We start from the raw sequence: 23,055 nt of genomic DNA on the forward strand, positions 1-23,055 counted from the left end.
ATCATTGCCAGGGCTGCTGCGCAGCCCTATCGCGGCGCAAGGCCGCTCCTACAGGGCTCGCGGCGGCAATGAGGCAATGTGCCACCAGTCATTACCCTGTCATCTTTCTGTCGTATTTTTCACCCCTCACCCAGGGCAGGGGAAAACCAGCAGTGATCCGCCGTTCTCTCTCATCCGCAGGGCTGTTGCCGCTGCTGCTGTTGATGCTGTGCGCCGTCACCCTGACCTTTCTCTGGGGGCTGCACATCAACCAGAAAGCCGCCACACGCCAGGATGCACTGTCGGCAAAGGCCGCCGAACACCTGAATCTGGCCAGTATCGTCGGTGAAAACCTGCGCCAGTTGGTGGACCGCGCCCAGGCCGTGGGCCGGGTTACCCAGGACGACATGAAGCGCCTGCGCCAGGGCAACCTGAGCCTGGCCCGGCTGCTGGCCGAAGACCCGGTGTTCAAGCGCATGAGCCTGTACGACCGGCATGGCCGCTTGCTCTCCTCCAGCCATGCCGACGAACCCGAGCAACTGCCCGAGGCCTGGCTCGACCAGCTCAAGCGCCATGTCGCGCAGTACGGCTTCAAGGCCTTCCTGCCCCGCGCCCTGCCGGCGGGCAACAGCACCCTGCCCAACTGGCGCCTGCCGTTCCTGCTGCCGCTGACCGACCTGCCGGGCCGCGAGATCGACAACATCCTCGTGGTGCAGTTGGACATCGGCTACCTGGCGGTGCTGTTCCAGCACATCGACCTGGGCCGCAGCGGCCTGGTGCGCCTGCTGCAAGACGACGGCCAGGAACGCCTGCGCATCGACAACAGCGGCGTGGTGGTGGCCGGCCAAACCCTGGTGCCCGGGCTGCCAGGTAGCGGCGAGGTCACCGGCCAGCTCACCCAGTACAGCCTCGACGGCGCCTTCCAGAGCCTGTACCGGCGCATGCCCGAGCGCGGTTTCAGCGTGATGGTCAGCCAGCGCCAGGACGAGATCCTCGCCCCCGCCACCCTCACCAGCACCCGCCAGTTCTGGTTGAACCTGAGCATGACCCTGCTGATCCTCGCCAGCCTGGCCTGGGGCCTGCGTCTGCTGCACAAGCGCCAGGAGGCCTTCACCGAGCTTGAGTACGCGCAGCAGGTCAACCAGCAACTGATCGGCCGCCTCGAAGACGAGCACCGGCGCAGCAGCCATGCCGCCGCCACCGACCACTTGAGCGGCCTGCACAACCGCCGCCAGTTCGTCGAGGTGGCTGCCCAGGCGCTCATCCGCCAGCGCGGCAAACGCCGGTTGCTGGCGATCCTGTTCATCGACATGGACCGTTTCAAATCGATCAACGACTCCCTCGGGCACAAGATCGGCGACCTGCTGTTGCAGGCCGTGGCTGGGCGTATCCAGCGCCTGCTGGAACCCGGCGACGAGGCCTCGCGCTTTGGCGGCGACGAGTTCGTGGTGCTGCTGGCTGGCGAGCGCAGCGAAGAGCAGATTGACGGCTGGGTGCGCGCCCTGGTGGAGAAACTCTCGGCCACCTACGCCCTCGACGGCCAGGAGGTCAACACCAGCCCCAGCGTGGGCGTGAGCATCTGCCCCCGGGACGGCCAGGACATCGACGCGCTGATCCGTTGCGCCGACGCCGCGATGTACTCGGCCAAGCAGGCCGGGCGCGCCCAGTACCGCTTCTTCGACCCGTCGCTGAACCTCTCCGACATCCAGGCCTTCACCCTCGAACAGGCGTTCGGCAGCGCCCTGAGCGAGCGCCAGTTCGTCCTTCACTTTCAGCCGCAGATCCGCCTCGACACCTTGCAGGTGCTGGGCTACGAGGCGCTGGTGCGCTGGGACCATCCGCAGTTCGGCCTGCTCTACCCCGACCGTTTCATCGGCCTGGCCGAGCGCAGCGGGTTCATCGTCGAGTTGGGCTGGGAGGTCCTGCGCCTGGCCTGCGAGGAGCTGGCACGCTGGGCGGCGCGCGATCAGGCCGCGCACCTGGCGGTGAATGTCTCGGCGCTGCAACTGCGCCAGGGCGACTTCAGCGCCCGGCTGTTGGCCGAACTCGATTACTACGGCATCGCGCCCCAGCGCCTGGAGCTGGAGATCACCGAAACCACCGTGCTCGATCCGGAAGGCACCGCCGTCGAGCACCTGCACCGCCTGCGTGCCGCCGGCATTGGTATCAGCCTGGACGACTTCGGCCGCGGCTATGCGGGGTTTGCCCATCTGCAGGCACTGCCGCTGTCCCGGCTGAAGATCGACCGCTCACTGATCGCGCCGTTGTCCAACAGCTACGACGACAGCCCGATTGTCTCCTCGACCATCATCCTGGCCAAGCGCCTGGGCCTGGAAGTGGTGGCCGAGGGCGTCGAGACCCGTGAACAGGTGGTGTGCCTGAAACTTGCCGGCTGCGATATCGCCCAGGGCTACCACTTCAGCCGGCCACTGTCGCCGGCCCAGTTGCACGAATACCCTCCCTTCATCGGCAACGAGGACAAGGCATGCGTGTACTGAACACCCTTGGCGCACTGGCGCTGGCGCAGCTGCTGGCAGGCTCCGCACTGGCCAACTGCACGCCCCATGGCCTGCGGCTGGCGGTGATCCCGATCAAGGACGTCGAGGCCATGACCCGCGAGCACCAGCCCCTGGTCGAGCGCCTGAGCAAGGCCGCCGGTGTGCCGGTGGAGCTGGTGATCAGTGCCTCCTACGAAAGCGTGGTGGATGCCATCGTCTCCGGCGGCGCCGATATCGCCCGGCTGGGGCCGGCATCCTATATCCTCGCCCGCCAGCGTGACCGACGTATCGAGCCGTTCGCCACCTACACCCTCGCCGCCGGCACCTATACCCCGGCAGGCAACCACTACCAGGCGCTGCTGCTGAGCCGCGCCGACGGCCCGGCCAGCCTCAACGCCGTGCGCGGTACGCGGGTGGCACTGAGCGACCCGGCCAGCACCTCGGGCAGCCTGGTGCCCAGCGTCGAGTTCGCAGGCCTGGTCAGCACCCCGCTGCCCCGTTACTTCTCGGCGCTGGTCTACGCCGGCAATCACGACAAGGCGCTCGAAGCGTTGCTTGAAGGGCGGGTCGATGCGGCCTTTGTCGCCAGCGAGCGGGCCGACGCCTACCTGGCCAGCCATGCCGTCGACCCGGCACGGCTGCAGGTGCTGTGGCGCTCGGCGCCGATCCGTTACGACCCTTACGTGTTCAGCGCCAGCCTGTGCCCGGCGCTCAAGCACAAGCTGCGCAAGGCGATGCTCGAGGACCCTGGGGCGCTGGCCGGGTTCGTCGCCTCGCAGGAGGCCACCGGGCTGGTACCGGTGGGGCATGAGGACTACGCCGGGCTTGAGCGCATGATGGCACCAACACTACGTCCTTGAGCCCTGCGCAAGCATTGGGGATCGCCATGCCGGGGTACCGGTCCCCCCTTTCCCCAATCACCTCGGTATCGTGCGTGCCATCGAAATCACCATGCGATGGCATCCCCATGAAACTGTTCGAACCTCTCAAACTCGGCCCCCTGACCCTGCCCAACCGGGTCTTCATGGCCCCCCTCACCCGCCTGCGCAGCCTGGAGCCGGGCGACGTGCCGACCGCGATGATGGCCGAGTACTACGGCCAGCGGGCCAGCGCCGGGCTGATCATCAGCGAAGCCACGCAGATCTCGTTCCAGGCCAAGGGCTATTCCGGTTCGCCCGGTATCCATACCGCCGAGCAGATCGCCGGTTGGCGCCAGGTCAACGACGCCATCCACCAACGCGGCGGACACAGCGCGGTGCAGGTGTGGCACACCGGGCGCATCTCCCACACCTCGTTGCAGCCGGGTGGTGAAGCGCCGGTGGCGCCATCGGCGCTGCCAGCCGATGCGCGTACCACGCTGCGTGACGGCAACAACCAGCTGATCCGTGTCGACACCTCGCCCCCGCGTGCCCTGAGCGAAGCCGAGATCGCCGGCATCGTCGCCGACTTCGGCCAGGCGGCGGCCAACGCCCGCGAAGCCGGCTTCGACTTCATCGAGCTGCATGCCGCCCACGGTTACCTGCTGCACCAGTTCCTGACCCCCAGCGCCAACACCCGCGAAGACCGTTACGGCGGCAGCATTGAAAACCGCGCGCGCATCGTGCTCGAGGCAGTGGACGCCGCGATTGCCCAGTGGAGCGCCGAGCGCGTGGGTATCCGTATCTTCCCGCTGGGGGGCTTCAATGGCATCGACAATGGCGAAGACCAGGAGGCCGCCGGCCTGCACCTGATTGGTGAGCTGGCCAAGCGCAACCTGGCCTACCTGCACCTGTCCGAGCCGGACTGGGCCGGCGGCAAGCCGCTGCGTGACGAGTTCCGCGCGGCAATCCGTGCTGCGTATCCCGGGGTGATCGTCGCCGCAGGCGCCTACACCGCCGACAAGGCCGAAGACCTGCTGGCCCGTGGTTTGATCGATGCGGTGGCCTTTGGCCGGGCGTTCATTGCCAACCCGGACCTGGTCGAGCGGCTCAAGCAGCAAGCGCCGCTGAACGCGCACCGGGCGCAGTTCGACTATGCCAATGGGCCTGAGGGGTATACCGACTATCCGTTCCTGAAACAGGCGTAAAAAAGGCAAGGGGTCATGCGGCCCCTTGCCCTCCCCCCGCGCTAGTTCAAGTACGGTTCATCTTCGATGACGATGTTGATGGCATACCAAAGGCCATCCGGCCCCTGGGCCAGGTCGTAGCTGACCTGCTGGCCCTCACGGATGATCGCGGTGCCGTCGCCCACCGCACTTTGCAAGAAAATGACCTCGCTCTCACCCGGTACGACATGGCCAGTATCGACTTGTGCAACGGTAGTGGAGCCTGAGTGCATAGCTTTTGTTGCCATGATCTTCACCTCCCATCGCAGTTTGTTGCGCAGAGCCCTACGCTGACGAGTTACTCAGGCTTCACTTGTGCCGCCTGCATGCCCTTGTTCCCTTTCTCGGCAACATAGGACACTTTTTGCCCCTCTTTCAGGGATTTGAATCCCTCCCCCTCGATGGCCTTGAAATGCACGAAAAGATCTGCCCCGCCGTCAGATGGTGTAATGAAGCCAAACCCTTTCTCGTCGTTGAACCACTTCACAGTCCCGGTTTCTCTGTTCGACATGCTCTTCACCCTCAATAGCTGCGTTTATGCCTGGTGCGCACAGGACACCGATGTCGAAACCGATCATCGGCGCCCTGTGGCATTCTCGCTACTGGCATTTTTATCAGGTGGACAATGCCCGAAGACCGGGTGATTCACTGCCGCAGTGCGGCCAACGCACTAGCAGCAAGGGCATGGGAACGCTGCCGCGCCAGTGGATCATGGATACGGCAATCGATCATCAGTTCATCCGCCCCGGTCTGCTCGATCAGCGAGCGCAACCCTTCCCTCAGCCGCTGCGGCCCACCAGCGATGGTGCAGGCCATCACCTGCTCCAGCACCGCCCGCTCATGGCTCGGCAGACCTTCGACGTAACCTTCCCGTGGCTTGGGCAGCAACCCATAACGCCCCACATGCAGGTCGAGCATCCACTGGCGGTGCGAGCTGGCCAGGTAGTCGGCTTCGGCATCGCTGCCGGCGGCGAAGATGTTCACCCCCACCATCACATAGGGCCTGGCCAGTTGCGCCGAGGGTTTGAAGTGGGCGCGGTAGTGGGCAACGGCCTGCAGCAGGTAGCGCGGCGCGAAGTGCGAGGCGAAGGCGTAGGGCAAGCCGAGCCTGGCGGCCAGGTCGGCGCCGAACAGGCTGGAGCCGAGGATCCAGATCGGCACGTCATGCTGCCCGGGTACACCGCGCACCGGGCGCTGGCCGTTGTCGGCGAGGTAGTCGCGCAGTTCGCCGATGTCGGTTTCGAAGTCGCGTTCGGGCACCGCACCGCGCAAGGCGCGTACGGTCGGGCCGGAGGTGCCCGGCGCGCGGCCAAGGCCCAGGTCGATGCGCCCGGGGTGCAAGGTGTCGAGGGTGCCGAACTGCTCGGCCACCACCAGCGGGGCATGGTTGGGCAGCATGATGCCGCCAGCGCCGACGCGGATCTGCCGGGTGGCGTTGGCGACTTCGTTGATCACCAGCGACGTAGCCGCCGAGCCGATGCCGGGCATGTCGTGGTGTTCGGCGATCCAGTAGCGGCGATAGCCGTGCTGTTCGACATGGCGGGCGAGTTGGCGGGTTTCTTCGATCGCGTCGGCGTAGGTCTTGCCTTCGCCGATCATGACCAGGTCCAGTACGGACAGGGCTGTCATGGGGGGCTCCTGAGGGATTTTGCGTGACAGCAGAGTGTCCGGGGTGGGTGGCTGGGGATAAACCCGGATACCGGCCCGGGACTGGGGCCTTGGATTCCCCAAAGGCATGGTTTGCTTGTGGGGCCTCATCGCTGGCAAGCCAGCTCCCACAAGGAAACGATGATCCTTGTTGTGGGAGCTGGCTTGCCAGCGATGAGGCCAGTGGCCTTGATCAGACCTCCCAAGGCACCCCGGCCTGCCAGCTTTCGACCAGCAGGTCGATGAACCCGCGCACCCGCGGCGAGAGGTGGCGCTTGCTGGGGTAGACGATGCGGATCGGGTCGGCTGGCGGGCGATAGTCGTGCAGCACTTCCACCAGCGTGCCGGCACGCAAGTCATCGCCGGTGATGTAAGTGGGCAGGTGAATCAGCCCGAACCCCGCCCGCGCGCCGTCGAGCATCGCCTCGGAGCTGTCGATGTTCAGCCGCCCCGGCTCCTCGCACAGGTGCAGCCCGGCGTCGGTGCGAAAGCGCCACGGGCTGGACTTTTCACCCACCAGGAAGGCGATCTTGTCATGCCCGTACAAATCGGCCGGCACCTGCGGCGTGCCGTGGCGCTGCAGGTAGTCGGGGGATGCGCAGGTGACGAACTGCTGCCAGGCCACGGTACGGGTCAGCAGTTGCGAGTCCTCTTTCGGCGCGCCGATGCGTACCGCCACGTCAACGCCCTCCTCGACCAGGTCGACGAAGCGGTCGGTAAAACGGATGTCGGCGCGCAGCTCGGGCCACAGCTTGAGGTAGCGGTCGAGGATCGGCAGCACATGGCGCTGGCCGAATGACAACGGCGCAGTCAGGCGCAGAGTGCCGGTGGGCTGGCCCCGGCGCTGGGCCATGGTCGACTCGACTTCATCGAGGTCGTCGAGGACCTGCCGCCAGCGTTCGAACGCCACCAGCCCCTCGTCGGTCAGGCTCAGTTTGCGCGTGGTGCGGTTGAGCAACCTCACCGCCATGCGCGCTTCCAGCCGGGCGATGCTCTTGCCCACCGCCGAGCGGGTCAGGCCCAGGCTGGCGGCGGCAGCGGTGAAGCTGCCGGCCTTCACGGCGCTGACGAAGGCGGCGATGTCGCCAAAACGGTTGGGTTCCATGCTGTATTCCCGAACAAGACAGGGCTGCTAGATGGGTGCGGATCGCCGGATTGCAAGGTTCAACCCAGCCCTTGCAGGCCCTTGATCGCCAGCAAGTGCAAAGGGTAGAACGCGTAGCCCCAGCGACCTACCGGCGGCACCTGCCAGTGCTCCTGGCGTAGCAGCCAGCCGCCGAACGGTATCGACATGGCGGCGCAGGCCAGTACCAGCAAGGTAAACGGGGCCAAGGGGTGTTCGTACAGCCAGCTGTTGCTGAGGTTGCCGGCCAGCGCCAGCAGGCACGGTAGCAGCCAGCACAGCCCGCCCCGGCTGCGGGCCAGCAACAGCGCCGCCGGTAGCAGCACGCCAGGCAGGCCATACATCAACTGCGCGCTGTACAGCGCCCCAGAAAGCGCCGCGGCCAGGCCGCCCAGGCGGGCCAGCCAGAACGGATGATGCACGCCCCAGGCGACCAGCACGCCCAGGGTCAGGGTCGGCATCACGCTGAAGGTTTGCGAGCCCGTGTCCAGCCAGCGGTAAGGGGCTTCGGACAGCACCGTGAAGACCAGCATCCAGCCCAGGTACCGCGCATTGCCCGTGGTGCGCAGCGCGCCGGCGCGGCTACGCCGGACGTTCACCGCAATGGCCAGGCAGAACAGCGGGAACGCCAGCCTGCCCACCAGGAACAACGCGTCGGCAGCCGGCCACAGGTAACGCAGGTGGTCGGCGACCATGGCCAGGATCGCCACCCACTTCACCAGGTCCAGCCCGGCCGAGCGCATGGCTCAGCGCCCGGCCTCTGCGGCGTGCCCGACCGACTGCGACGCCCAGGCAGCCAATGGCAAGGGCGGCTGCTGGTCGAAAATGCGTTGCCAGATCAGGCTCAGCTTGGCGCCGTCGAACAACGACGCCGCGCCGCCGCCAATCCAGCCTCTGGGTTGAATGACCTGCCATTGGCCGCCAGCGTCACGCTGGGCCATCTGGAAACGGAAGCTGTAATTGCCCGGCACCCCCATGCGCAGGTCGGTGACCACCAGCGCCTCGCCGACCACGTCGTAACGCAGCCAGTCGCCGGTGAACCAGCGCAGGCGCTCGTGCAGCGGCACCCCCGCCAGGGCTTTGCCTGCTTCAAGGTTGCGCGACTGGCGCAGCATCTCGGGCGGTGCACGGTCGAACAGGCTGCTGACACCTTCGTAGTAATCGCCGCCCGGGGTTTTCGCCAGCATCCGCCAGACCAGGCTGTTGAAGGCCATCGGCACCGCGCGCACCTCGCTGGCCTCGATACCTTGCTGCGCCAGCGCCTGGCTGAATCGCTGCTCGGCAGCCATTCCCCCGGCAAGGCCAAAGCCCAGGTAAACCGTGCTGAACGCCAACGCCTGGGCCAGCACGCCGACCGCCCTGCCCTGCAGGCCCTTGAACGCGGCGTACAGCACCGCCAGCAGCAACGGCACGGTGTACACCGGGTCGATGATGAACACCGCCGCCCAGCTTTGTGGCGTGGGCTGCAAGGGCCAGAGCAACTGGGTGCCATACACCGTGAACGCATCGAGGATCGGGTGGGTGACCAGCACCAGCCAGAACGCCAGGAACAACCGCGGCCAGCGGTAGCCCTTGTGTGGCCAATAGCGTTGCCCCAACCAGGCGACCGCCCAGGCCATCAACAGCGCAAGCCCGGTCAGGACGAACAGCGAATGGGAGAACCCCCGGTGGAAGGTCATCTGCGACACCGGGTCGGCGTAGCGGATCAGCACGTCGAGGTCCGGCAAGGTGGCCAGGGCGGCGCCGTACGCCAGAGCGCGACGGCCTTGAATGCGGCCCAGCACGGTGCCCTGCAGGGCGGCGCCGAGTACGGCTTGGGTCAGTGAATCCAATGCACATCTCCGTGAAAAACGCAGTGCAGCACTCAGTCTGCGGGTAACAGCTGCAAGCCCAGGTACAGGCTGAGCATGCCCTCCAAACGCAGCGGATCGACTTCGCCCAGCTCGGCGATGCGTTCAAGCCGGTAGCGCAGGCTGTTGCGGTGGATGCCCAAGGCATCGGCGCAGGCCTGGCTCTGCCCGTCATGGGCGCACCAGGCCCGCAGGGTGGCCAGCAGCTGGCCGCTGGCATCCTTGGCGCGCACGCGCAGCAAGGGTTCGAGCAGCTCGTCCAGGGCATCGTCGTTGCGGTGGCGCCAGAGCAGCGCCGGCAGGCGGTAGCGGGCGAGCGACAGCAGGCACTCGCCCGGCAGCACTTCGCGCCCGTAGGCCAGCAAGTCGCGCACCCGCCGGTAGCCACGGCGCAGCTGCTCCAGGCTTTGCGCCGGGCTGCCCAGGGCCAGGCGCTCGACCACCCAGCCATGGCGCTGCAGGCGCTCCAGCAAGCGCGGCTCATCCAGCGCCACGTTGGCCGGGCGGCACCACAACAGCGACTGGCGCGCCGGGCTTACACACCAGCTGTCGGGGTAGCGGCTCATCAGCCAGGCCGACAACGCCTCGGCAGGTGGCCCGGCCTGCAGCTCGAACAAGCAGGGAACGCGTGGCAGGTTGGGTTTGAGCCCCAGTTGCTGGGCCTCATCGACCAGCCGGGGCGATTCGCCGCTACCGCCCAGCAACAGGGCCAGCAGGTCGTCGCAACGCTGGCGGCGCCATTGCTGCTCCACCTGCAAGTGGCGCTGGGCCAGGAGCATTTCGGCGGTCATGCGCACCAGTTCGCCGTAGGTGCGCAACTGCTGCGGGTCGCCGGTCAGGCCGAGCACGCCGATCAGCCGGTCATCGAGCATCAATGGCAGGTTGACCCCGGGCTGCACGCCCTTCAGGCACTTGGCGGCGTCCACGTCGAGCTCGACGATCCGGCCGTTGGCCAGCACCAGCTGGGCGCCTTCGTGGCGGGTGTTGATACGCTCCGGCTCGCCGCTGCCAAGGATCAGCCCCTGGCTGTCCATCACGTTGACGTTGCACGGCAGGATGGCCATCGCCCGATCGACGATGTCCTGGGCCAGGTCGTGGTCCAGTTCGAACATGAGCAGGTCCTTAGGGTTGGTCGGCGGCACAGCAGGCTGTGGCTGGGGCTGTGCAAAAGCACAAAGACAGTGGCGCTACACTGCCCGAGACTCGTCAGGGCGAGCGCCGGAACAGGCGACGCGGTGACAACCATAACAAAAGAGAACCCGATCATGGCACACAGCCCCGCCCCTGACCAAGGCAACGACGTCACCCGCAACGCGCTGTACCGGCGCATCACCCTGCGGCTGATTCCGTTCATTTTCATCTGCTACCTGTTCAACTACCTGGACCGCGTCAACGTCGGCTTCGCCAAGCTGCAGATGCTCGACGCGCTCAAGTTCAGCGAAACCGTGTACGGCCTTGGCGCCGGCATTTTCTTCATCGGCTACGTGCTCTGCGGCCTGCCCAGCAACCTGGCGCTCAACCGCTTCGGCCCGCGGCGCTGGATCGCGCTGATGATGATCGCCTGGGGCAGCCTGAGTACCTGCCTGCTGTTCGTCACCACGCCCACCGAGTTCTACGCCCTGCGCCTGCTCACCGGCGCTGCCGAGGCGGGCTTCTTCCCCGGCGTGGTGCTGTACCTCTCGCGCTGGTTCCCGGCGGCGCGCCGGGGCCGGATCATGGCCCTGTTCATGTCGGCGATCCCGGTGTCCGGCCTGCTCGGCGGGCCGTTCTCCGGCTGGATCCTGCAGCACTTCGCAGCGGGCCAAGGTGGCCTGGCCGGCTGGCAGTGGATGTTCCTGATCCAGGGCCTGCCGACCGTGGCACTGGGTGCGCTGGCCATCGTGCTGCTCAGCGACGGCTACCAGAAAGCCCCCTGGCTGAGCCCGGCGGAACGCCAGCTGATCGCTGCGGACCTGGCCGCCGATGCCGCGAGCAAACCGGCCACCACGGGTGACGGCGTGCTCGCCGTGCTGACCAACCCGCTGATCTGGACCTTCGGCTTCGTCTACTTCTGCATCCAGAGCGGCGTGTATGCCATCAACTTCTGGCTGCCGTCGATCATCAAGAACATGGGCTTCGACAACCCTCTGCTGATCGGCTGGCTGAGCGCCATTCCGTACCTGCTGGCCGGGGTGTTCATGATTGTGGTGGGCCGCTCGGCGGACCTGCGCAACGAACGCCGCTGGCATTTGGTGGTGCCGATGCTGATGGGTGCCCTGGGGCTGCTGATTGCGGTCAACTTCGCCGCCCAGCCGACCATTGCCATCCTCGGCTTGTCGATCGCCACCATGGGGGCGCTGACCGGGCTGCCGATGTTCTGGCCGATGCCGACTGCGCTGCTCAGTGCCGGTACCGCCGTGGCGGGGTTGGCGGTGATCAACTCGGTGGGGCAGATGGCGGGGTTCCTCAGCCCGTACCTGGTCGGGTTTATCAAGGACCAGACCGGGTCTACCGATGCGGCGCTGTATGCGCTGGCAGGTTTGATCGTGCTGGGTAGTGTGGTGGCGCTGCAGGTTTCTCGATCAGGGTCGTATGTAGCGGCCCGCTCTCGCTAAGCGGCCTCTTCGACTCATCATCAACAAGCGGGCCCAGAAGGCCCGCTCACGACTTACGGTATGTGGTTTTTCTTCTAGCATCCTTCGCCTAATAGGCGAGAGTTCTACGAAGAACCATACTATTTTTGCCGTAAAAACTCTTCCTCTTTATAGACCAACTCGAGCATCCATGACTCACCAGCTTCATACCTTTGCACCATATCATTAGCTGTGTTCCTAATTACGCGAGCAGCCGCGGTAAGGCTGGCAGCTACCTCTTTAGGTACAACAGACCTCGCGTTGCTTGCTCGCTGCACTGCACGAGTATGCGTAAGCAAAAGAGGATGACGCACCTGTGCCAACTCTACCTCCGCTGTTTGTGGTAAAAAAAATAAACTCCCTTGACCAAGATTGGAGCGACCCTGCGCCACCAGCAAGGCCGAACTTTCTAACTCATTTGCAGCCAAATTAGCCGACCCAAAAAAGTAATCGACACGCGTCTGGGCACTTATATTGGCCCAAGGTTGCTCAAGTACGGGGTGATTTCCGCTTACAATCTGGTTGTGCCTCCAACCTGTACGAGCACTCTGCCCTATGCTGGGTCTCTGAATCAAATACCGCTGATAATCACCAGGGTTTGGAAACCCCAATTCTGCCAGCTGCGGTGTAAACACCACCGGATCAGCCACCACCCAAGGGTGAGTGAGGTTGCCAGTCCGTAATCTTCCGCCCCATCCTAAGTGACCTGACGGATCGCTGTAATTAACTGGATCTCCTGAGCAATATGCATATGCATTTATCCCACCCCGACCAAACGGGCTCCAGCTATCCGCTGACCCGAAACGACCAAGAGCCGTCCAATAACACCTGTAGCCGTTGCCGAGCCAATAGCCAGGCAGAACGCCATCACGCTGCTCTCCGGTGTAGCCCAAGATTCCTTCGTCACTATCTTTCCCCGGACTGTCGCCATAGGGCGTATAGCTAATTGGTTTGAAAGCGTTACCTTCCGCATCACGTCCCTGAACAACCGAGCGTTGCTTATCTGTAGCAAGCAACATCGCTTTACCAACCTGCCGACGCTCTGCTAAAAGCTGTTCGCCTGCTTGAAAGATCGACCGGCACACACCATCGACGGCCACTGTAACCATCTGCTGGTGCTGATAAAAAAAGTCCTGTTTCATATCTAAGTTTCTCCTCACCAGGCAAGTAACACCCAGCATCGTAGATGGCGCCATTCCTCACAACTGACACAATTGCCAGGTAACGCGCCACTCGATCTGAAACCTGCGCAAGGGAACACTTGGTATTACGGCTTCCACCCCACCTCATGCAATGCCGTCAACAAGGTATCCCCATCCAGCCCCGGCACCACCGCCCCACCCTTGCCTACCATCTCCCTGCCTGCCAGCAGCGCGTTGACAATGGCCTCCTCCACCGCCTCCGCCGCCGCCAAGAACAGCGCCGAGATATGGTCGTTGTTGAGCATGCGCACCTCCGTGCACTGGCCCAAGTCCTTGCGCCCGTAGTCAGCCGGCGGCAGGCCCTGGTTACCGGTGGAAAACGCCAGGAAGATATCGCCACTGGAGTCCTCGGTACCGCCCCCCGTGCGGGCAATCCCGATGGACGCCCGTTGCGCCAGGCGCTGGCACTGGTGCGGCAGCAACGGCGCATCGGTGGCGATCACCACCACGATCGAGCCCATGCCCGGCGTGCCCTGTTCACACTCGGCAAAGGGCGACGGCAGGTGCCCGAGCTGGCGGCCCACCGGGTAGCCATCGATGCGCAACTCCTGGCGCTGGCCGTGGTTGGCCTGCACCAGAGCACCCACCGTCCAGCCGCCCTGCTCCACCGGCAACTGCCGTGAGGCCGTGCCGATACCGCCCTTGAACTCGTGGCAGATCATCCCGGTACCGCCGCCCACAGGGCCTTCGGTCACCGCGCCGGGTGCCGCGTTGTCCAGCGCCTCACGCACTTGCAGCGGGGTCACGTGCTGGCCCCAGATATCGTTGAGCAACCCGTCGTAGGTTTCCATCACCACCGGCATGCACCAGTACACCGCCTCATCGGCCAGGCGCTCACGCTCGGCGGCGATCAACGCATCGCGCACCACGCCGACGCTGTGGGTATTGGTGATGGCGATCGGCGTGGTCAAAAGCCCAGCCTCGCGGATCCACTCAAGGCCGGTGGCATCGCCATTGCCGTTGAGCACATGGCAGCCGGCGAAGCACGGCGCCAGGCGCGCCGCGCCGGGGCGCGGCTCGATTACGGTGACCCCGGTGCGGATCGGCGCCGGGCGTTGTTCGTCGAGCAGGGTGCTGTGGCCAACCCGCACACCCGGTACATCGGTAATGGCATTGAACGGGCCCGGGGTGCCGTGGCCGAGGGTAATGCCCAGTTGACGCGCACGCATGTGTACTCCTTGGATGCTCACAATTTCTGGAAGGTCGGGCTGAGCCGGCCGTGGGTGCTGTACAAGGTGACGGACACCGCCAGCAACCCGATAAGGATCAGCAAGTCACGCCATGACGCCTGTTGTAGCAGGGCCACCAGCAACCAGCCGGCGCCGCTCACCGCCAGCAGCGCCGGCAACGGCCACAGCGGCATGCGGTACGGGTGTTCGCGGTCGCGGCGCAGTACCCGGCTGCACAGGGCGCAGGCGGCCACCACCAGGTAGATCAGCAGCAGCAACAGCACGGTGAGAGTGGTCAGCTCTTCGAGGCTGCCGGAAAGGCTCAGCAGCGCCGAAGGCACGGCGAAGAACAAGGTCGCCAGCCACGGCGACTCCCAGCGTGGGTGGATCGCGGTGAAAGCTTGGTTCAGCCTTGGCGTCCACAGTGCATCGCGGCCGCTGCTGTACACCACCCGACCGACCTGGATGACGATGGCGACAATGGCGTTGAACACCGAGAGGAAGATGCCGCCGCTCACCAGCCGCGCAAGGGTTTCGTTGCCATGCGCGGTGAGCAGGTAGCCGATCGGGTCGCCGCTGGCCAGCATCGCCTGAAGCGAGGGAGCGCCGATCAGCAAGGCGGCCAACGGCACGAGTTCGATGGCCAGCACCACCGCCAATGACCACAGCACCGCCCGGTGCACGGTACGCCCGCCGTCCTTCATGTCTTCAGCCAGCAGCACCGCGCCGCCATAACCGTTGAAGGCGAACAGCGCCATGCCCACCGCACCCAGCACCAACGCCCAGGGCGCGACCACCAGGGCGCCCTGCTCCAGCACCTGCGGTTGCAGCAGGCTGGCCGCAGGCTGGCTGGCATTGCCGAAGCCCAGCGCGACGATCACCAGCAAGGCGGCGACTTCGCAGATCAGGAACAGCCCGGTAATCCAGGCATTCAGGCGGATATTGAGAATGCCCAGGGCATAGCTGGCGACCACGATCACCAGGGCCACGCTCTGGGTGTCGAAGCGTGTGCCGAGGGCGTTGTTGAGGTAGGTGGCGGCACCAGCCGCCAGCACCGGTGGAATGAACAGCATCGAGGCCAGCACGGTGAGGAAGGTGGCGTAGCCCGCCAGCCCACCGAACACCCGCTTGGCATACACGTACTCGCCGCCGGCGGTGTTGTGGGCACGGCCCAGCTCGGCGTAGCACCAGGCGAACATCAGGGCCAGCAGCGCGGCCATGAGAAAGGACAAGAACGCGCCGCTGCCGGCCTGCTGGATGGCGAACGGGGCGATGACGAACACGGAACTGGCCGGGGTGACCGCCGAAACGGTGATGGCGACCACATCGGGCATACCCAGGCGCTGCTTGAGTGCGCTCGCGGGCACTTCGCTGGAGTTCATGGTGTTTTTCCTCTGATTGTTATTGGTTGTGAGGGCAAAACCGGGGTCATGCGGCCGCTGGACCTGGCTGGACTGTAGGCTGGCGGGCGGTGGGCGCCAATTACCCTATGGGGGTACGCCCCTTGACGGAAGGCCGGAAAAATTCCAAGACTGCGTAGCCCTTATCCAGCAACGCCGCCCCCTGTAGGAGCGGCCTTGTGCCGCGAAAGGGCTGCGTAGCAGCCCCGGCGATAGATGTGGTGACGCTGATATCCGGGGACCGCTTTGCGGTCCTTTCGCGGCACGAGGCCGCTCCTACAAAGGGCGCGCGTGTTGCAAACCCAGCTGATAGAGCCCTCGCATGCACAACCTGTTCACCGAAGCCAGCACCCACACCGGCCTGGCCCGCACCTTAGAGCAGCTCGGCCAGCCGCGCTTCTGGCGCCAGTTGATGCTGCTGTTGCAGCACTGGGTGCCGTTCGACAATGCCCTGGCGATGTTCTACCCGCGCGCCGGCCTGCCGCGGGCGCTGGAGATCTTCGATGCCCGTGGCGAGGGCAACCCCGAGGCCATGGCCCTCTACCTGAGCGGGCTGTACCAGCTCGACCCGTTCTACCAGGCCTGCCAGGAAGGCATCGGCGATGGCCTGCACCGCCTGGAAGAAGTGGCGCCGGACCAGTTCCGCCAGAGCGAGTACTACCTCACCTACTTCCACGACCATGTGCTCGAAGACGAGGTGCAGTTCATCGTCCAACTGGGCGACAGTGGCGCCCTGTCGCTGTCGCTGGGCAGCCGCCAGCGCTTCGAGGCGGCGCAGCATGGCCTGCTGGTGATGGTTTGCCCCTGGGTGCTGGCGCTGCTCGGCCAGCACTGGCAACGCCAGGGCGAGCGCCCGGCCCCTGCGATGGCCAGCCAGGTGCGCGATGCCATGAGCCTGTTCGGCGCCAAGGTGCTGTCGGAGCGCGAGCTGGAGATTGCCCGGCTGGTGTTGCGGGGGTATTCGTCAAAGGCCATGGCCGAGCGCCTGGCGATCTCGCCGGAGACGGTCAAGGTGCATCGCCGGCACCTCTACGCCAAGCTGGATATCTCGTCGCAACCCGAGCTGTTTTCATTGTTCCTGCAGTCGTTGGGGCATGATCCGCAGGACCCGTGAGGCCCGACCGGCTAAAGTTGAACCACCTCGGCCAGAAGGCGCGCGCCCAAGGCAAAAATGCAGCCTCACCCTGCAGATTTGCCAATTGTGCAGGGAAAATTCCCATGACAGGATCCTGCGACCCGCCCGCGCATTCCAGGCTTCACTTGGAAAATCAATAACAAAGCAGGGAGAACGCGATGACCGCGCACGCTCACACCTCGGCAACGGATCATGTACTGGCCGAGGTCCGTAACCATATCGGCCACCTCACCCTCAACCGCCCCGCCGGCCTCAACGCCCTCACCCTGGACATGGTCCGCAGCCTGCAAAAACACCTGCACCGCTGGGCCCAGGACACCGAAGTGCATGCCGTGGTGCTGCGCGGCGAAGGGCCTAAGGGCTTCTGCGCCGGTGGCGATATCCGCTCGCTGCATGACAGCCACAAGGCCGGCCAGCGCCTGCACCTGGACTTCTTCGAAGAGGAATACGCCCTCGACCTGTGCATCCACCGCTACCGCAAGCCGGTCATGGTGCTGATGGACGGCTTCACCCTGGGCGGTGGCATGGGCCTGGCCCAGGGCTGCGACCTGCGTATCGTCACCGAGCGCAGCCGCCTGGGGATGCCCGAGGTGGGCATCGGCTACTTCCCTGATGTCGGCGGCAGTTATTTCCTGCCCCGGGTGCCCGGCGAGCTGGGTATCTACCTGGGCGTCAGCGGCACCCAGATCAAGGCCGCCGACGCCCTGTACTGCGGCCTCGCCGACTGGTACCTGGACAGCGACAAGCTGGCCGCGCTGAATGAAGGGCTCGACCGCCTGACCTTCGGCGACCATCCGCTCAAGGACCTGCAAGGCCTGCTGGCGCGCCTTGGCACCCAAACCTTGGGCGATGCGCCGCTGGCCAAGCTGCGCCCGGTGATCGACCACTTCTTCGCCCTGCCCGACCTGCCCAGCATCATCGAGCAGTTGCGCGCGGTGAGCATCGGCGACAGCCACCCATGGGCGCTGGACACCGCCGACCTGCTGCAGACCCGCTCGCCGCTGGCCATGGCCGTCACCCTGGAGCTGCTGCGCCGGGGCCGTCACCTGTCACTGGAAGACTGCTTCGCCATGGAGCTGCACATCGACCGCCAGTGGTTCGACCACGGCGACATCATCGAGGGCGTGCGCGCCCTGATCATCGACAAGGACAAGCAACCGCGCTGGAACCCGCCCACCCTGGCGGCGCTCAATGCCCAGCGGGTCGACCAATTCTTCGAAGGCCTGTAAGGCCGGGAGTACGCAGATGCAAGACCTGGAACTGAGCGAAGAACAGATCATGATCCGCGACATGGCCCGGGATTTCGCCCGCGGTGAGATCGCGCCCCACGCCCAGGCCTGGGAAAAGGCCGGCTGGATCGATGACGAGGTGGTGCGCAAGATGGGCGAGCTGGGCCTGCTTGGCATGGTCGCGCCGGAGCAGTTCGGCGGCAGCTACACCGACTATGTGGCCTACGCCCTGGCGGTGGAGGAAATCTCCGCCGGTGACGGCGCCATCGGCGCGCTGATGAGCATTCACAACTCGGTGGGCTGCGGCCCGCTACTGGCCTACGGCAACCCTGAGCAACAACAGGCGTGGCTGCCGAAGCTGGCCAGCGGTGAAGTGATCGGCTGCTTCTGCCTGACTGAACCGCAGGCCGGCTCCGAAGCCCACAACCTGCGCACCCGCGCCGAGCTGGTCGACGGCCAGTGGGTGATCAACGGTGCCAAGCAGTTCGTCAGCAACGCCCGCCGCGCCAAGCTGGCCATCGTGTTCGCGGTAACCGACCCCGAGCTGGGCAAGAAAGGCCTGTCGGCGTTCCTGGTGCCCACCGACAACCCAGGCTTCAAAGTCGACCGCAGCGAGCACAAGATGGGTATCCGCGCCTCCGATACCTGCGCCGTGACCCTGGACAACTGCCGCATCCCGGCCGCCAACCTGCTGGGTGAGCGCGGCAAGGGGCTGGCCATTGCCCTGTCCAACCTCGAAGGCGGGCGTATCGGTATTGCGGCCCAGGCCCTGGGCATCGCCCGGGCGGCGTTCGAAGCGGCGCTGCTGTACTCGCGTGAGCGCATCCAGTTCGGCAAGCCGATCAACGAGCACCAGAGCATCGCCAACCTGCTGGCCGACATGCAGGTGCAGATCAACGCTGCGCGCCTGCTGATCCTGCATGCCGCGCGGTTGCGTACAGCGGGCAAGCCGTGTTTGTCGGAGGCCTCCCAGGCCAAGCTGTTCGCCTCGGAAATGGCTGAGCGGGTGTGCTCGATGGCGATCCAGGTGCATGGTGGGTATGGGTACCTGGAGGACTACCCGGTGGAGAAGTACTACCGCGATGCGCGGATTACCCAGATCTACGAAGGCTCGAGCGAGATCCAGCGCATGCTGATTGCGCGGGAGTTGAAGCACTACGCCCTTTGACTGCGCTTGCGCGATCCCTGTAGGAGCGGCCTTGTGCCGCGAAAGGGGCGCGCAGCGGCCCCATTCCAGGTGTTTCTCCGAGATCGCTGGGGCCGCTTTGCGGCCCTTTCGCGGCACAAGGCCGCTCCTACAGAGGGCGCGCGAGGTCTTGGATCTTGCACACCAGCAGCTAGACTCAATGCACCACACCCGCACCGCAGCGCACGGCCGGGGCGATACCTGAACGGGGGGCTACCACACGTGGAGGTGTGCGATGAGCCAGTTCAAGCGTTTGTTCGTCATGCTCGGCCCGCAGATGCGCTACAGCCCTGCCCTGCAACGGGCTGCAGCCCTGGCCGAATCCAGCGGGGCCCTGCTGGACATCAATGTATTCGTCGACGACGTCGATACCTTCGGGCTGATGAGCGATGGCCGCGAGCGCGAACGGCTGCTCGCCGATAACCGGCAGTGGCTGGCCGATGCTGCGGAGCAATTGCGCGACAGCGGGCTGGATGTGTCGACCGAGCTGCTGTTGACCCGTGACCCGCTGGGCAGTGCCGTCGAACAGATCGAACGCCTGGGCTGCGACCTGCTGGTCAAGGACGTTCAGCACGAACCGGTGCTCAAGCGCCTGCTGGTCACACCGCTGGACTGGCAACTGCTCAAGGACAGCCCGGTGGCCGTGCACCTGGTCAGCGATATCCGCCTGCCCCTGCCGCGGCAGATCGCCGCGGCGGTCGACCTGAACCTGCACGGTGCCGGCGAGCACCTGGACGACCAGGTGTTCCGCAGCGCCCATGCCCTGGCCCTGCAGTGCAACGCCGAACTGCACCTGCTGCACGTATGCGACGCGGCCAAAACCCATATCGCCGACTTCGGCGCTGGCACCGTGACCATGCCTGGCTTCGATGGCAGCGTGCGCGCCGGCCAGCGTGCGGCCTTCAACCGCCTGGGCGATCACTACGAGATCCCCCTGGAGCGCAGGCATTTCCTCGAAGGGCCGGCGACCAAGGCGATCGCCCAATACGTCAGCCACAGCCGCATCGACGTGATCGTCATGGGCACTCACCGGCACGATGCGCTGCACACCTTCCTCGGCGGGACCACGTCGCATGTGCTGGAGCACCCGCTGTGCAACGTGCTGGCGATCAAGGCGGTGCGCTGACAGCGCCCGCCTTCTTGGGGGCTTAGAAGCCCTTGCTGTAGAACAGCGAGTACGACTCGATGCCGTCGTTGGGCTGTTTGATGCCCGCGTTGGAGTAGTGCATGGCGCGGATGCCGATCTTCTGATCGGCCGGCAGTTTGAGGCCAAAGCCGATGCGATCTTCGAAGTTGACCGCCGAGCCCAGACGCTGGTCGCCGACTTCGGTCTTGGAGAACGCCGCCAGGCCGATGCCGGCCTCGATGAATGGGGTGTAGGTGAAGCCTTTGAACTCATAGACAAACACCGGGCTGAACGACAGCGAGTGGGCGCCGCTGTAGTCGCCACCTTCCCAGTAGGTGTAGGCCGCATCCCAGTAGCCGGTCAGGTGACCCGCACTGCTTTCCAGCCAGCGCTTGTCCCAGTCGAACGACGCCCCAAGCCGGTAGGTCATGTCGCCCTGGCTGGTGGCGCCGACTGCGCCGGACAGCTGTGCGGCCTGGGCCAGGTTGGCGCCGGCGAGCGCCAGCACGACAGCGGCCAGGGAACTGGCTAGACGGGTGTTCATCAATGACTACTCCTGAGGGTCTTCACGAACAGGCCCGGCCTGACGTGCGCAGGCCTGCGGCGAATGGGGGCTGGGGCCCCTCGTTATGCACCTGTGGCCTGATGCATCCAGCCAGGTCACAAGCGGTAATAGTTTTCTCGATTATTGTCTGATCACGCTACAAGTTGAAAGTACTTTGCCACTACTGGCCAACGGCTTGTTCAGTCGTAAACCGACTCTTCGTGCTCGCCCAGCAAGCGCCGCTGGCGGGGCGTGGCCGCGGCGAGCACCTCGGGGTTGAAACGCCAGGTGAGATAGGGCGAGAACTTCTGCGCCACCATGCGCCGACCGTAATGCACCTGCAGCATGTCCCGCACCCGCCCGGCACTGCGGTTGGCACCGCCGCTGTGCCAGACATCGCTGCGCATCACCAGCGCGTCGCCGGCCTGGCACAGCACCGGGCGCAGGCCCTGCCCTTGCCAGCTGTCCTCTAGCGCATGGGGCGCGCGGCCAGCGCGGTGGCTGCCAGGGATAATCAGGGTCGGCCCCACGTCCAGGTCGATGTCGTTCAGGTACAGCTGGGCGGTGAGAATCTGAGCGGGCAGGCTCAAACGACCGCACAGCTCGGGCGGCAGCGCCATGAACAGATGGTCCAGGTGCAGGCCCATGCCCGGGTAGCCCGGATGGCTGCGCCAGGCGGTCTGGCCGATGACGTGGCAGTCGCTGCCCAGCGCAGCTTCGGCCAGCTCGATCAGGGGCGGCAAGTCGAGAAACGGCAACCACAGCGGGTCACGGTTGAATACGCACTTGTAGTGTTCGAGCAGGCCCTGATAGTCCCAGTGCAGGGGTTGCAGGGTGTCGATGGCTTCGCGCAACAAGGCGATACGCTGAGCATCAAGCACGCCGGTCATCAGGGCGAAGCCCTGCTCGTGGAGGGATTGAAGGGGGGTCATCGGTGTCCCTCCACGGGCAGCAGTACATTTGTACTCTTTATGGATCAGCGCCAGTTCAAGTCCACCCGTGCCGGCGTCTTGCCGTCAACGTTCACCTGCTGTTGCACGCTCTGGCCGTCGGCATTGCCGGTCACCCGGTAGTGCCCCGGCGGCAGTTGCACGAAGATCAGCGGGCCGACGTCCTGCAAGGCCAGTACCGACTTGCCCTGGGCAGACTGGATGTCCAGCGCGGCGCCGCTCTGGAACTTGCCTTCGGTACCGGTGGACAAGGTGATGTGCAAATCGTAGCCGGGGGTCCGGCGCAAGGCGTTGGCCTCGTCCTGGCCAATGCCGCCCTGCAGGTAGCGGATGCCGTTCTGCTCCTGCGGCTGCAGTTGCACGGCTTGCGGGTCGATGGGGGCGTTGAGGTCGGCGGCGGCCGCCAAGGTCCAGGGCATGGCCAGGGTGATCAGCAGCGCCGCGCAAAGCCCGTAGTGATGAGTACGCATGGTGCATTGCTCCCTTGTAGGGATGGTCTACACAGATTTGATACCTGCCTACAGGGCACGTTCGCGTGATTTGAGACCGTTAGTCAGGGGCCGCACAGGCGAACGCCATCTACAAACCGATACACAACCACCAAACCGTCGACACACTGCAGATACCCGGCCCCCACACACTCCTGCCCACGACAGAGCGACGGCACCCCGCCGTCGTCGCACACTCCGGGAATACCCTCGATGAAGGCCCTGCCCTGCGGCTGGAAGCTGTTTGCCATCCTCGCCGCCATGATCCTGCTGATGACCGCCGCCGTGCTCGCTGCCTATCCACCGGGCGCTGAGGGCCTGCGCAGCGCCATCCGCGCCACCGCGCGCAGTTCATTCGTGCTGTTCCTGCTGACCTTCCTCGCCTCGTCAATGGTCACCTTGCTGCCCGGCGCGGCCAGCCGCCAGCTGTTGCGTGAACGGCGCTACCTGGGCCTGGCCTTCGCGTTTTCACACACGGTGCACGGGGTGCTGATCTACCGCTACGCCCAGCACTTCCCCGAACTGTTCTGGGCGGGGCGCACGGCGCTGGCCAACCTGCCCGGCTCACTGGGTTACCTGTTCATCCTGTTGCTCGCCCTTACCTCGTTCAAAGCCCCCGCCCACTGGCTCGGCCCACGCCTGTGGAAGGGCCTGCACAGCACCGGGGCCTGGGTGCTGGCAGCGGTGTTCTGCCTGTCATTCTACAAGCGCATCCCGCTCGGTGGAGGGTACCCGCTGGCATTCGCCCTGATGTTCGCCGCCATCGCCCTCAAGCTCATCGCCAAGGCCGCCCTGCAACTGCGCCGCCCGGCCACGTCCCACTGAACCCAAGGA

At 65.4% G+C, this 23,055-nt stretch carries 22 protein-coding genes; 9 read left to right on the forward strand and 13 right to left on the reverse strand.

The features are described from left to right. Nucleotides 1-152 precede the first annotated feature (152 nt). The 3 genes from L6D77_RS13835 (at nucleotide 153) to nemA (ending at nucleotide 4,542) form a co-directional block, all read left to right on the forward strand. Nucleotides 153-2,477 (forward strand): putative bifunctional diguanylate cyclase/phosphodiesterase, encoded by a 2,325-nt coding sequence (locus L6D77_RS13835; RefSeq protein ID WP_232883989.1) that lies wholly within the window; start codon nucleotides 153-155, stop codon nucleotides 2,475-2,477. Then, a complete protein-coding gene (locus L6D77_RS13840; protein WP_232883990.1) occupies nucleotides 2,465-3,337 on the forward strand; it encodes a phosphate/phosphite/phosphonate ABC transporter substrate-binding protein in 873 nt (290 codons plus the stop codon). Before L6D77_RS13835 ends, L6D77_RS13840 begins: the two co-directional genes overlap by 13 nt. Nucleotides 3,338-3,444: 107 nt before the next feature. After that, complete coding sequence (nemA, locus tag L6D77_RS13845; RefSeq protein WP_232883991.1) at nucleotides 3,445-4,542, forward strand: alkene reductase; 1,098 nt, start codon at nucleotides 3,445-3,447, stop codon at nucleotides 4,540-4,542. 41 nt (nucleotides 4,543-4,583) lie between these two features. Here nemA and L6D77_RS13850 read toward each other — a convergent pair whose 3' ends face one another. The 7 genes from L6D77_RS13850 to L6D77_RS13880 form a co-directional block, all read right to left on the reverse strand. Further along, complete coding sequence (locus tag L6D77_RS13850; protein ID WP_232883992.1) at nucleotides 4,584-4,808, reverse strand: hypothetical protein; 225 nt, start codon at nucleotides 4,806-4,808, stop codon at nucleotides 4,584-4,586. A gap of 50 nt (nucleotides 4,809-4,858) precedes the next feature. Beyond that, nucleotides 4,859-5,071, reverse strand: a complete 213-nt coding sequence (locus L6D77_RS13855) for a cold-shock protein (RefSeq protein WP_232883993.1) — start codon at nucleotides 5,069-5,071, stop codon at nucleotides 4,859-4,861. A 134-nt stretch (nucleotides 5,072-5,205) separates the two neighbouring features. Then, nucleotides 5,206-6,189, reverse strand: a complete 984-nt coding sequence (locus L6D77_RS13860; RefSeq protein ID WP_232883994.1) for an LLM class flavin-dependent oxidoreductase — start codon at nucleotides 6,187-6,189, stop codon at nucleotides 5,206-5,208. A gap of 211 nt (nucleotides 6,190-6,400) precedes the next feature. Beyond that, nucleotides 6,401-7,312, reverse strand: coding sequence for a LysR family transcriptional regulator (locus L6D77_RS13865; RefSeq protein ID WP_236170066.1), 912 nt, complete (start codon nucleotides 7,310-7,312; stop codon nucleotides 6,401-6,403). A 59-nt stretch (nucleotides 7,313-7,371) separates the two neighbouring features. After that, nucleotides 7,372-8,073 (reverse strand): TraX family protein, encoded by a 702-nt coding sequence (locus L6D77_RS13870; protein WP_232883995.1) that lies wholly within the window; start codon nucleotides 8,071-8,073, stop codon nucleotides 7,372-7,374. 3 nt (nucleotides 8,074-8,076) lie between these two features. Further along, nucleotides 8,077-9,162 (reverse strand): metal-dependent hydrolase, encoded by a 1,086-nt coding sequence (locus L6D77_RS13875; protein ID WP_236170067.1) that lies wholly within the window; start codon nucleotides 9,160-9,162, stop codon nucleotides 8,077-8,079. Between the two features lie 32 nt (nucleotides 9,163-9,194). Then, nucleotides 9,195-10,292: a sugar diacid recognition domain-containing protein gene (locus tag L6D77_RS13880; protein WP_232883997.1), complete on the reverse strand. Its 1,098-nt coding sequence runs from the start codon at nucleotides 10,290-10,292 to the stop codon at nucleotides 9,195-9,197. Nucleotides 10,293-10,445: 153 nt separating this feature from the next. Between L6D77_RS13880 and L6D77_RS13885 the strand changes: the two genes are divergently transcribed. Continuing rightward, a complete protein-coding gene (locus L6D77_RS13885) occupies nucleotides 10,446-11,774 on the forward strand; it encodes an MFS transporter (protein ID WP_232883998.1) in 1,329 nt (442 codons plus the stop codon). A gap of 119 nt (nucleotides 11,775-11,893) precedes the next feature. Here L6D77_RS13885 and L6D77_RS13890 read toward each other — a convergent pair whose 3' ends face one another. The 3 genes from L6D77_RS13890 to L6D77_RS13900 all read right to left on the reverse strand — a co-directional run bounded on the left by L6D77_RS13890 (nucleotide 11,894) and on the right by L6D77_RS13900 (nucleotide 15,545). Next, a complete protein-coding gene (locus tag L6D77_RS13890; protein WP_232883999.1) occupies nucleotides 11,894-12,934 on the reverse strand; it encodes an RHS repeat-associated core domain-containing protein in 1,041 nt (346 codons plus the stop codon). A gap of 125 nt (nucleotides 12,935-13,059) precedes the next feature. Further along, on the reverse strand, nucleotides 13,060-14,163 hold the full coding sequence (locus L6D77_RS13895) for a DmpA family aminopeptidase (RefSeq protein ID WP_232884000.1): 1,104 nt from the start codon (nucleotides 14,161-14,163) through the stop codon (nucleotides 13,060-13,062). A gap of 17 nt (nucleotides 14,164-14,180) precedes the next feature. Next, nucleotides 14,181-15,545, reverse strand: a complete 1,365-nt coding sequence (locus L6D77_RS13900) for an APC family permease (RefSeq protein WP_232884001.1) — start codon at nucleotides 15,543-15,545, stop codon at nucleotides 14,181-14,183. A gap of 340 nt (nucleotides 15,546-15,885) precedes the next feature. Here L6D77_RS13900 and L6D77_RS13905 point away from each other — a divergent pair, with 340 nt between their 5' ends. The 4 genes from L6D77_RS13905 to L6D77_RS13920 all read left to right on the forward strand — a co-directional run bounded on the left by L6D77_RS13905 (nucleotide 15,886) and on the right by L6D77_RS13920 (nucleotide 20,239). Further along, nucleotides 15,886-16,677 (forward strand): helix-turn-helix transcriptional regulator, encoded by a 792-nt coding sequence (locus tag L6D77_RS13905; RefSeq protein ID WP_232884002.1) that lies wholly within the window; start codon nucleotides 15,886-15,888, stop codon nucleotides 16,675-16,677. A 179-nt stretch (nucleotides 16,678-16,856) separates the two neighbouring features. After that, entirely contained in the window at nucleotides 16,857-17,927 is a 1,071-nt protein-coding gene (locus tag L6D77_RS13910) for an enoyl-CoA hydratase/isomerase family protein (RefSeq protein WP_232884003.1), read from the forward strand. A 16-nt stretch (nucleotides 17,928-17,943) separates the two neighbouring features. Next, on the forward strand, nucleotides 17,944-19,095 hold the full coding sequence (locus L6D77_RS13915; protein WP_232884004.1) for an acyl-CoA dehydrogenase family protein: 1,152 nt from the start codon (nucleotides 17,944-17,946) through the stop codon (nucleotides 19,093-19,095). A 253-nt stretch (nucleotides 19,096-19,348) separates the two neighbouring features. Next, complete coding sequence (locus L6D77_RS13920; RefSeq protein WP_232884005.1) at nucleotides 19,349-20,239, forward strand: universal stress protein; 891 nt, start codon at nucleotides 19,349-19,351, stop codon at nucleotides 20,237-20,239. A 22-nt stretch (nucleotides 20,240-20,261) separates the two neighbouring features. On the opposite strand, the gene L6D77_RS13925 is transcribed toward L6D77_RS13920, so the two are convergent. The 3 genes from L6D77_RS13925 to L6D77_RS13935 form a co-directional block, all read right to left on the reverse strand. Further along, nucleotides 20,262-20,783: an acyloxyacyl hydrolase gene (locus L6D77_RS13925; protein ID WP_232884006.1), complete on the reverse strand. Its 522-nt coding sequence runs from the start codon at nucleotides 20,781-20,783 to the stop codon at nucleotides 20,262-20,264. Between the two features lie 200 nt (nucleotides 20,784-20,983). Continuing rightward, entirely contained in the window at nucleotides 20,984-21,715 is a 732-nt protein-coding gene (locus L6D77_RS13930; protein WP_232884007.1) for a phytanoyl-CoA dioxygenase family protein, read from the reverse strand. 44 nt (nucleotides 21,716-21,759) lie between these two features. Next, the gene (locus tag L6D77_RS13935) at nucleotides 21,760-22,203 is read right to left on the reverse strand and encodes a carboxypeptidase regulatory-like domain-containing protein (protein WP_232884008.1); all 444 of its coding nucleotides are present in this window, start codon (nucleotides 22,201-22,203) and stop codon (nucleotides 21,760-21,762) included. 231 nt (nucleotides 22,204-22,434) lie between these two features. On the opposite strand from L6D77_RS13935, the gene L6D77_RS13940 reads away from it, so the two are divergent. Continuing rightward, nucleotides 22,435-23,046 (forward strand): ferric reductase-like transmembrane domain-containing protein, encoded by a 612-nt coding sequence (locus tag L6D77_RS13940; RefSeq protein ID WP_232884009.1) that lies wholly within the window; start codon nucleotides 22,435-22,437, stop codon nucleotides 23,044-23,046. Nucleotides 23,047-23,055: the final 9 nt, after the last annotated feature.

It is taken from the genome of Pseudomonas parasichuanensis, from assembly GCF_021601385.1.
In the GTDB taxonomy this organism is placed as follows: domain Bacteria; phylum Pseudomonadota; class Gammaproteobacteria; order Pseudomonadales; family Pseudomonadaceae; genus Aquipseudomonas; species Aquipseudomonas parasichuanensis.

Coding starts and splice junctions, on each gene's coding strand:
- L6D77_RS13840 (WP_232883990.1), top strand. CDS start 2,465: ATGCGTGTACTGAACACCCTTGGCGCACTGGCGCTGGCGCAGCTGCTG.
- nemA (WP_232883991.1), top strand. CDS start 3,445: ATGAAACTGTTCGAACCTCTCAAACTCGGCCCCCTGACCCTGCCCAAC.
- L6D77_RS13850 (WP_232883992.1), bottom strand. CDS start 4,808: ATGGCAACAAAAGCTATGCACTCAGGCTCCACTACCGTTGCACAAGTC.
- L6D77_RS13855 (WP_232883993.1), bottom strand. CDS start 5,071: ATGTCGAACAGAGAAACCGGGACTGTGAAGTGGTTCAACGACGAGAAA.
- L6D77_RS13860 (WP_232883994.1), bottom strand. CDS start 6,189: ATGACAGCCCTGTCCGTACTGGACCTGGTCATGATCGGCGAAGGCAAG.
- L6D77_RS13865 (WP_236170066.1), bottom strand. CDS start 7,312: ATGGAACCCAACCGTTTTGGCGACATCGCCGCCTTCGTCAGCGCCGTG.
- L6D77_RS13870 (WP_232883995.1), bottom strand. CDS start 8,073: ATGCGCTCGGCCGGGCTGGACCTGGTGAAGTGGGTGGCGATCCTGGCC.
- L6D77_RS13880 (WP_232883997.1), bottom strand. CDS start 10,292: ATGTTCGAACTGGACCACGACCTGGCCCAGGACATCGTCGATCGGGCG.
- L6D77_RS13885 (WP_232883998.1), top strand. CDS start 10,446: ATGGCACACAGCCCCGCCCCTGACCAAGGCAACGACGTCACCCGCAAC.
- L6D77_RS13890 (WP_232883999.1), bottom strand. CDS start 12,934: ATGAAACAGGACTTTTTTTATCAGCACCAGCAGATGGTTACAGTGGCC.
- L6D77_RS13895 (WP_232884000.1), bottom strand. CDS start 14,163: ATGCGTGCGCGTCAACTGGGCATTACCCTCGGCCACGGCACCCCGGGC.
- L6D77_RS13900 (WP_232884001.1), bottom strand. CDS start 15,545: ATGAACTCCAGCGAAGTGCCCGCGAGCGCACTCAAGCAGCGCCTGGGT.
- L6D77_RS13905 (WP_232884002.1), top strand. CDS start 15,886: ATGCACAACCTGTTCACCGAAGCCAGCACCCACACCGGCCTGGCCCGC.
- L6D77_RS13910 (WP_232884003.1), top strand. CDS start 16,857: ATGACCGCGCACGCTCACACCTCGGCAACGGATCATGTACTGGCCGAG.
- L6D77_RS13915 (WP_232884004.1), top strand. CDS start 17,944: ATGCAAGACCTGGAACTGAGCGAAGAACAGATCATGATCCGCGACATG.
- L6D77_RS13920 (WP_232884005.1), top strand. CDS start 19,349: ATGAGCCAGTTCAAGCGTTTGTTCGTCATGCTCGGCCCGCAGATGCGC.
- L6D77_RS13925 (WP_232884006.1), bottom strand. CDS start 20,783: ATGAACACCCGTCTAGCCAGTTCCCTGGCCGCTGTCGTGCTGGCGCTC.
- L6D77_RS13930 (WP_232884007.1), bottom strand. CDS start 21,715: ATGACCCCCCTTCAATCCCTCCACGAGCAGGGCTTCGCCCTGATGACC.
- L6D77_RS13935 (WP_232884008.1), bottom strand. CDS start 22,203: ATGCGTACTCATCACTACGGGCTTTGCGCGGCGCTGCTGATCACCCTG.
- L6D77_RS13940 (WP_232884009.1), top strand. CDS start 22,435: ATGAAGGCCCTGCCCTGCGGCTGGAAGCTGTTTGCCATCCTCGCCGCC.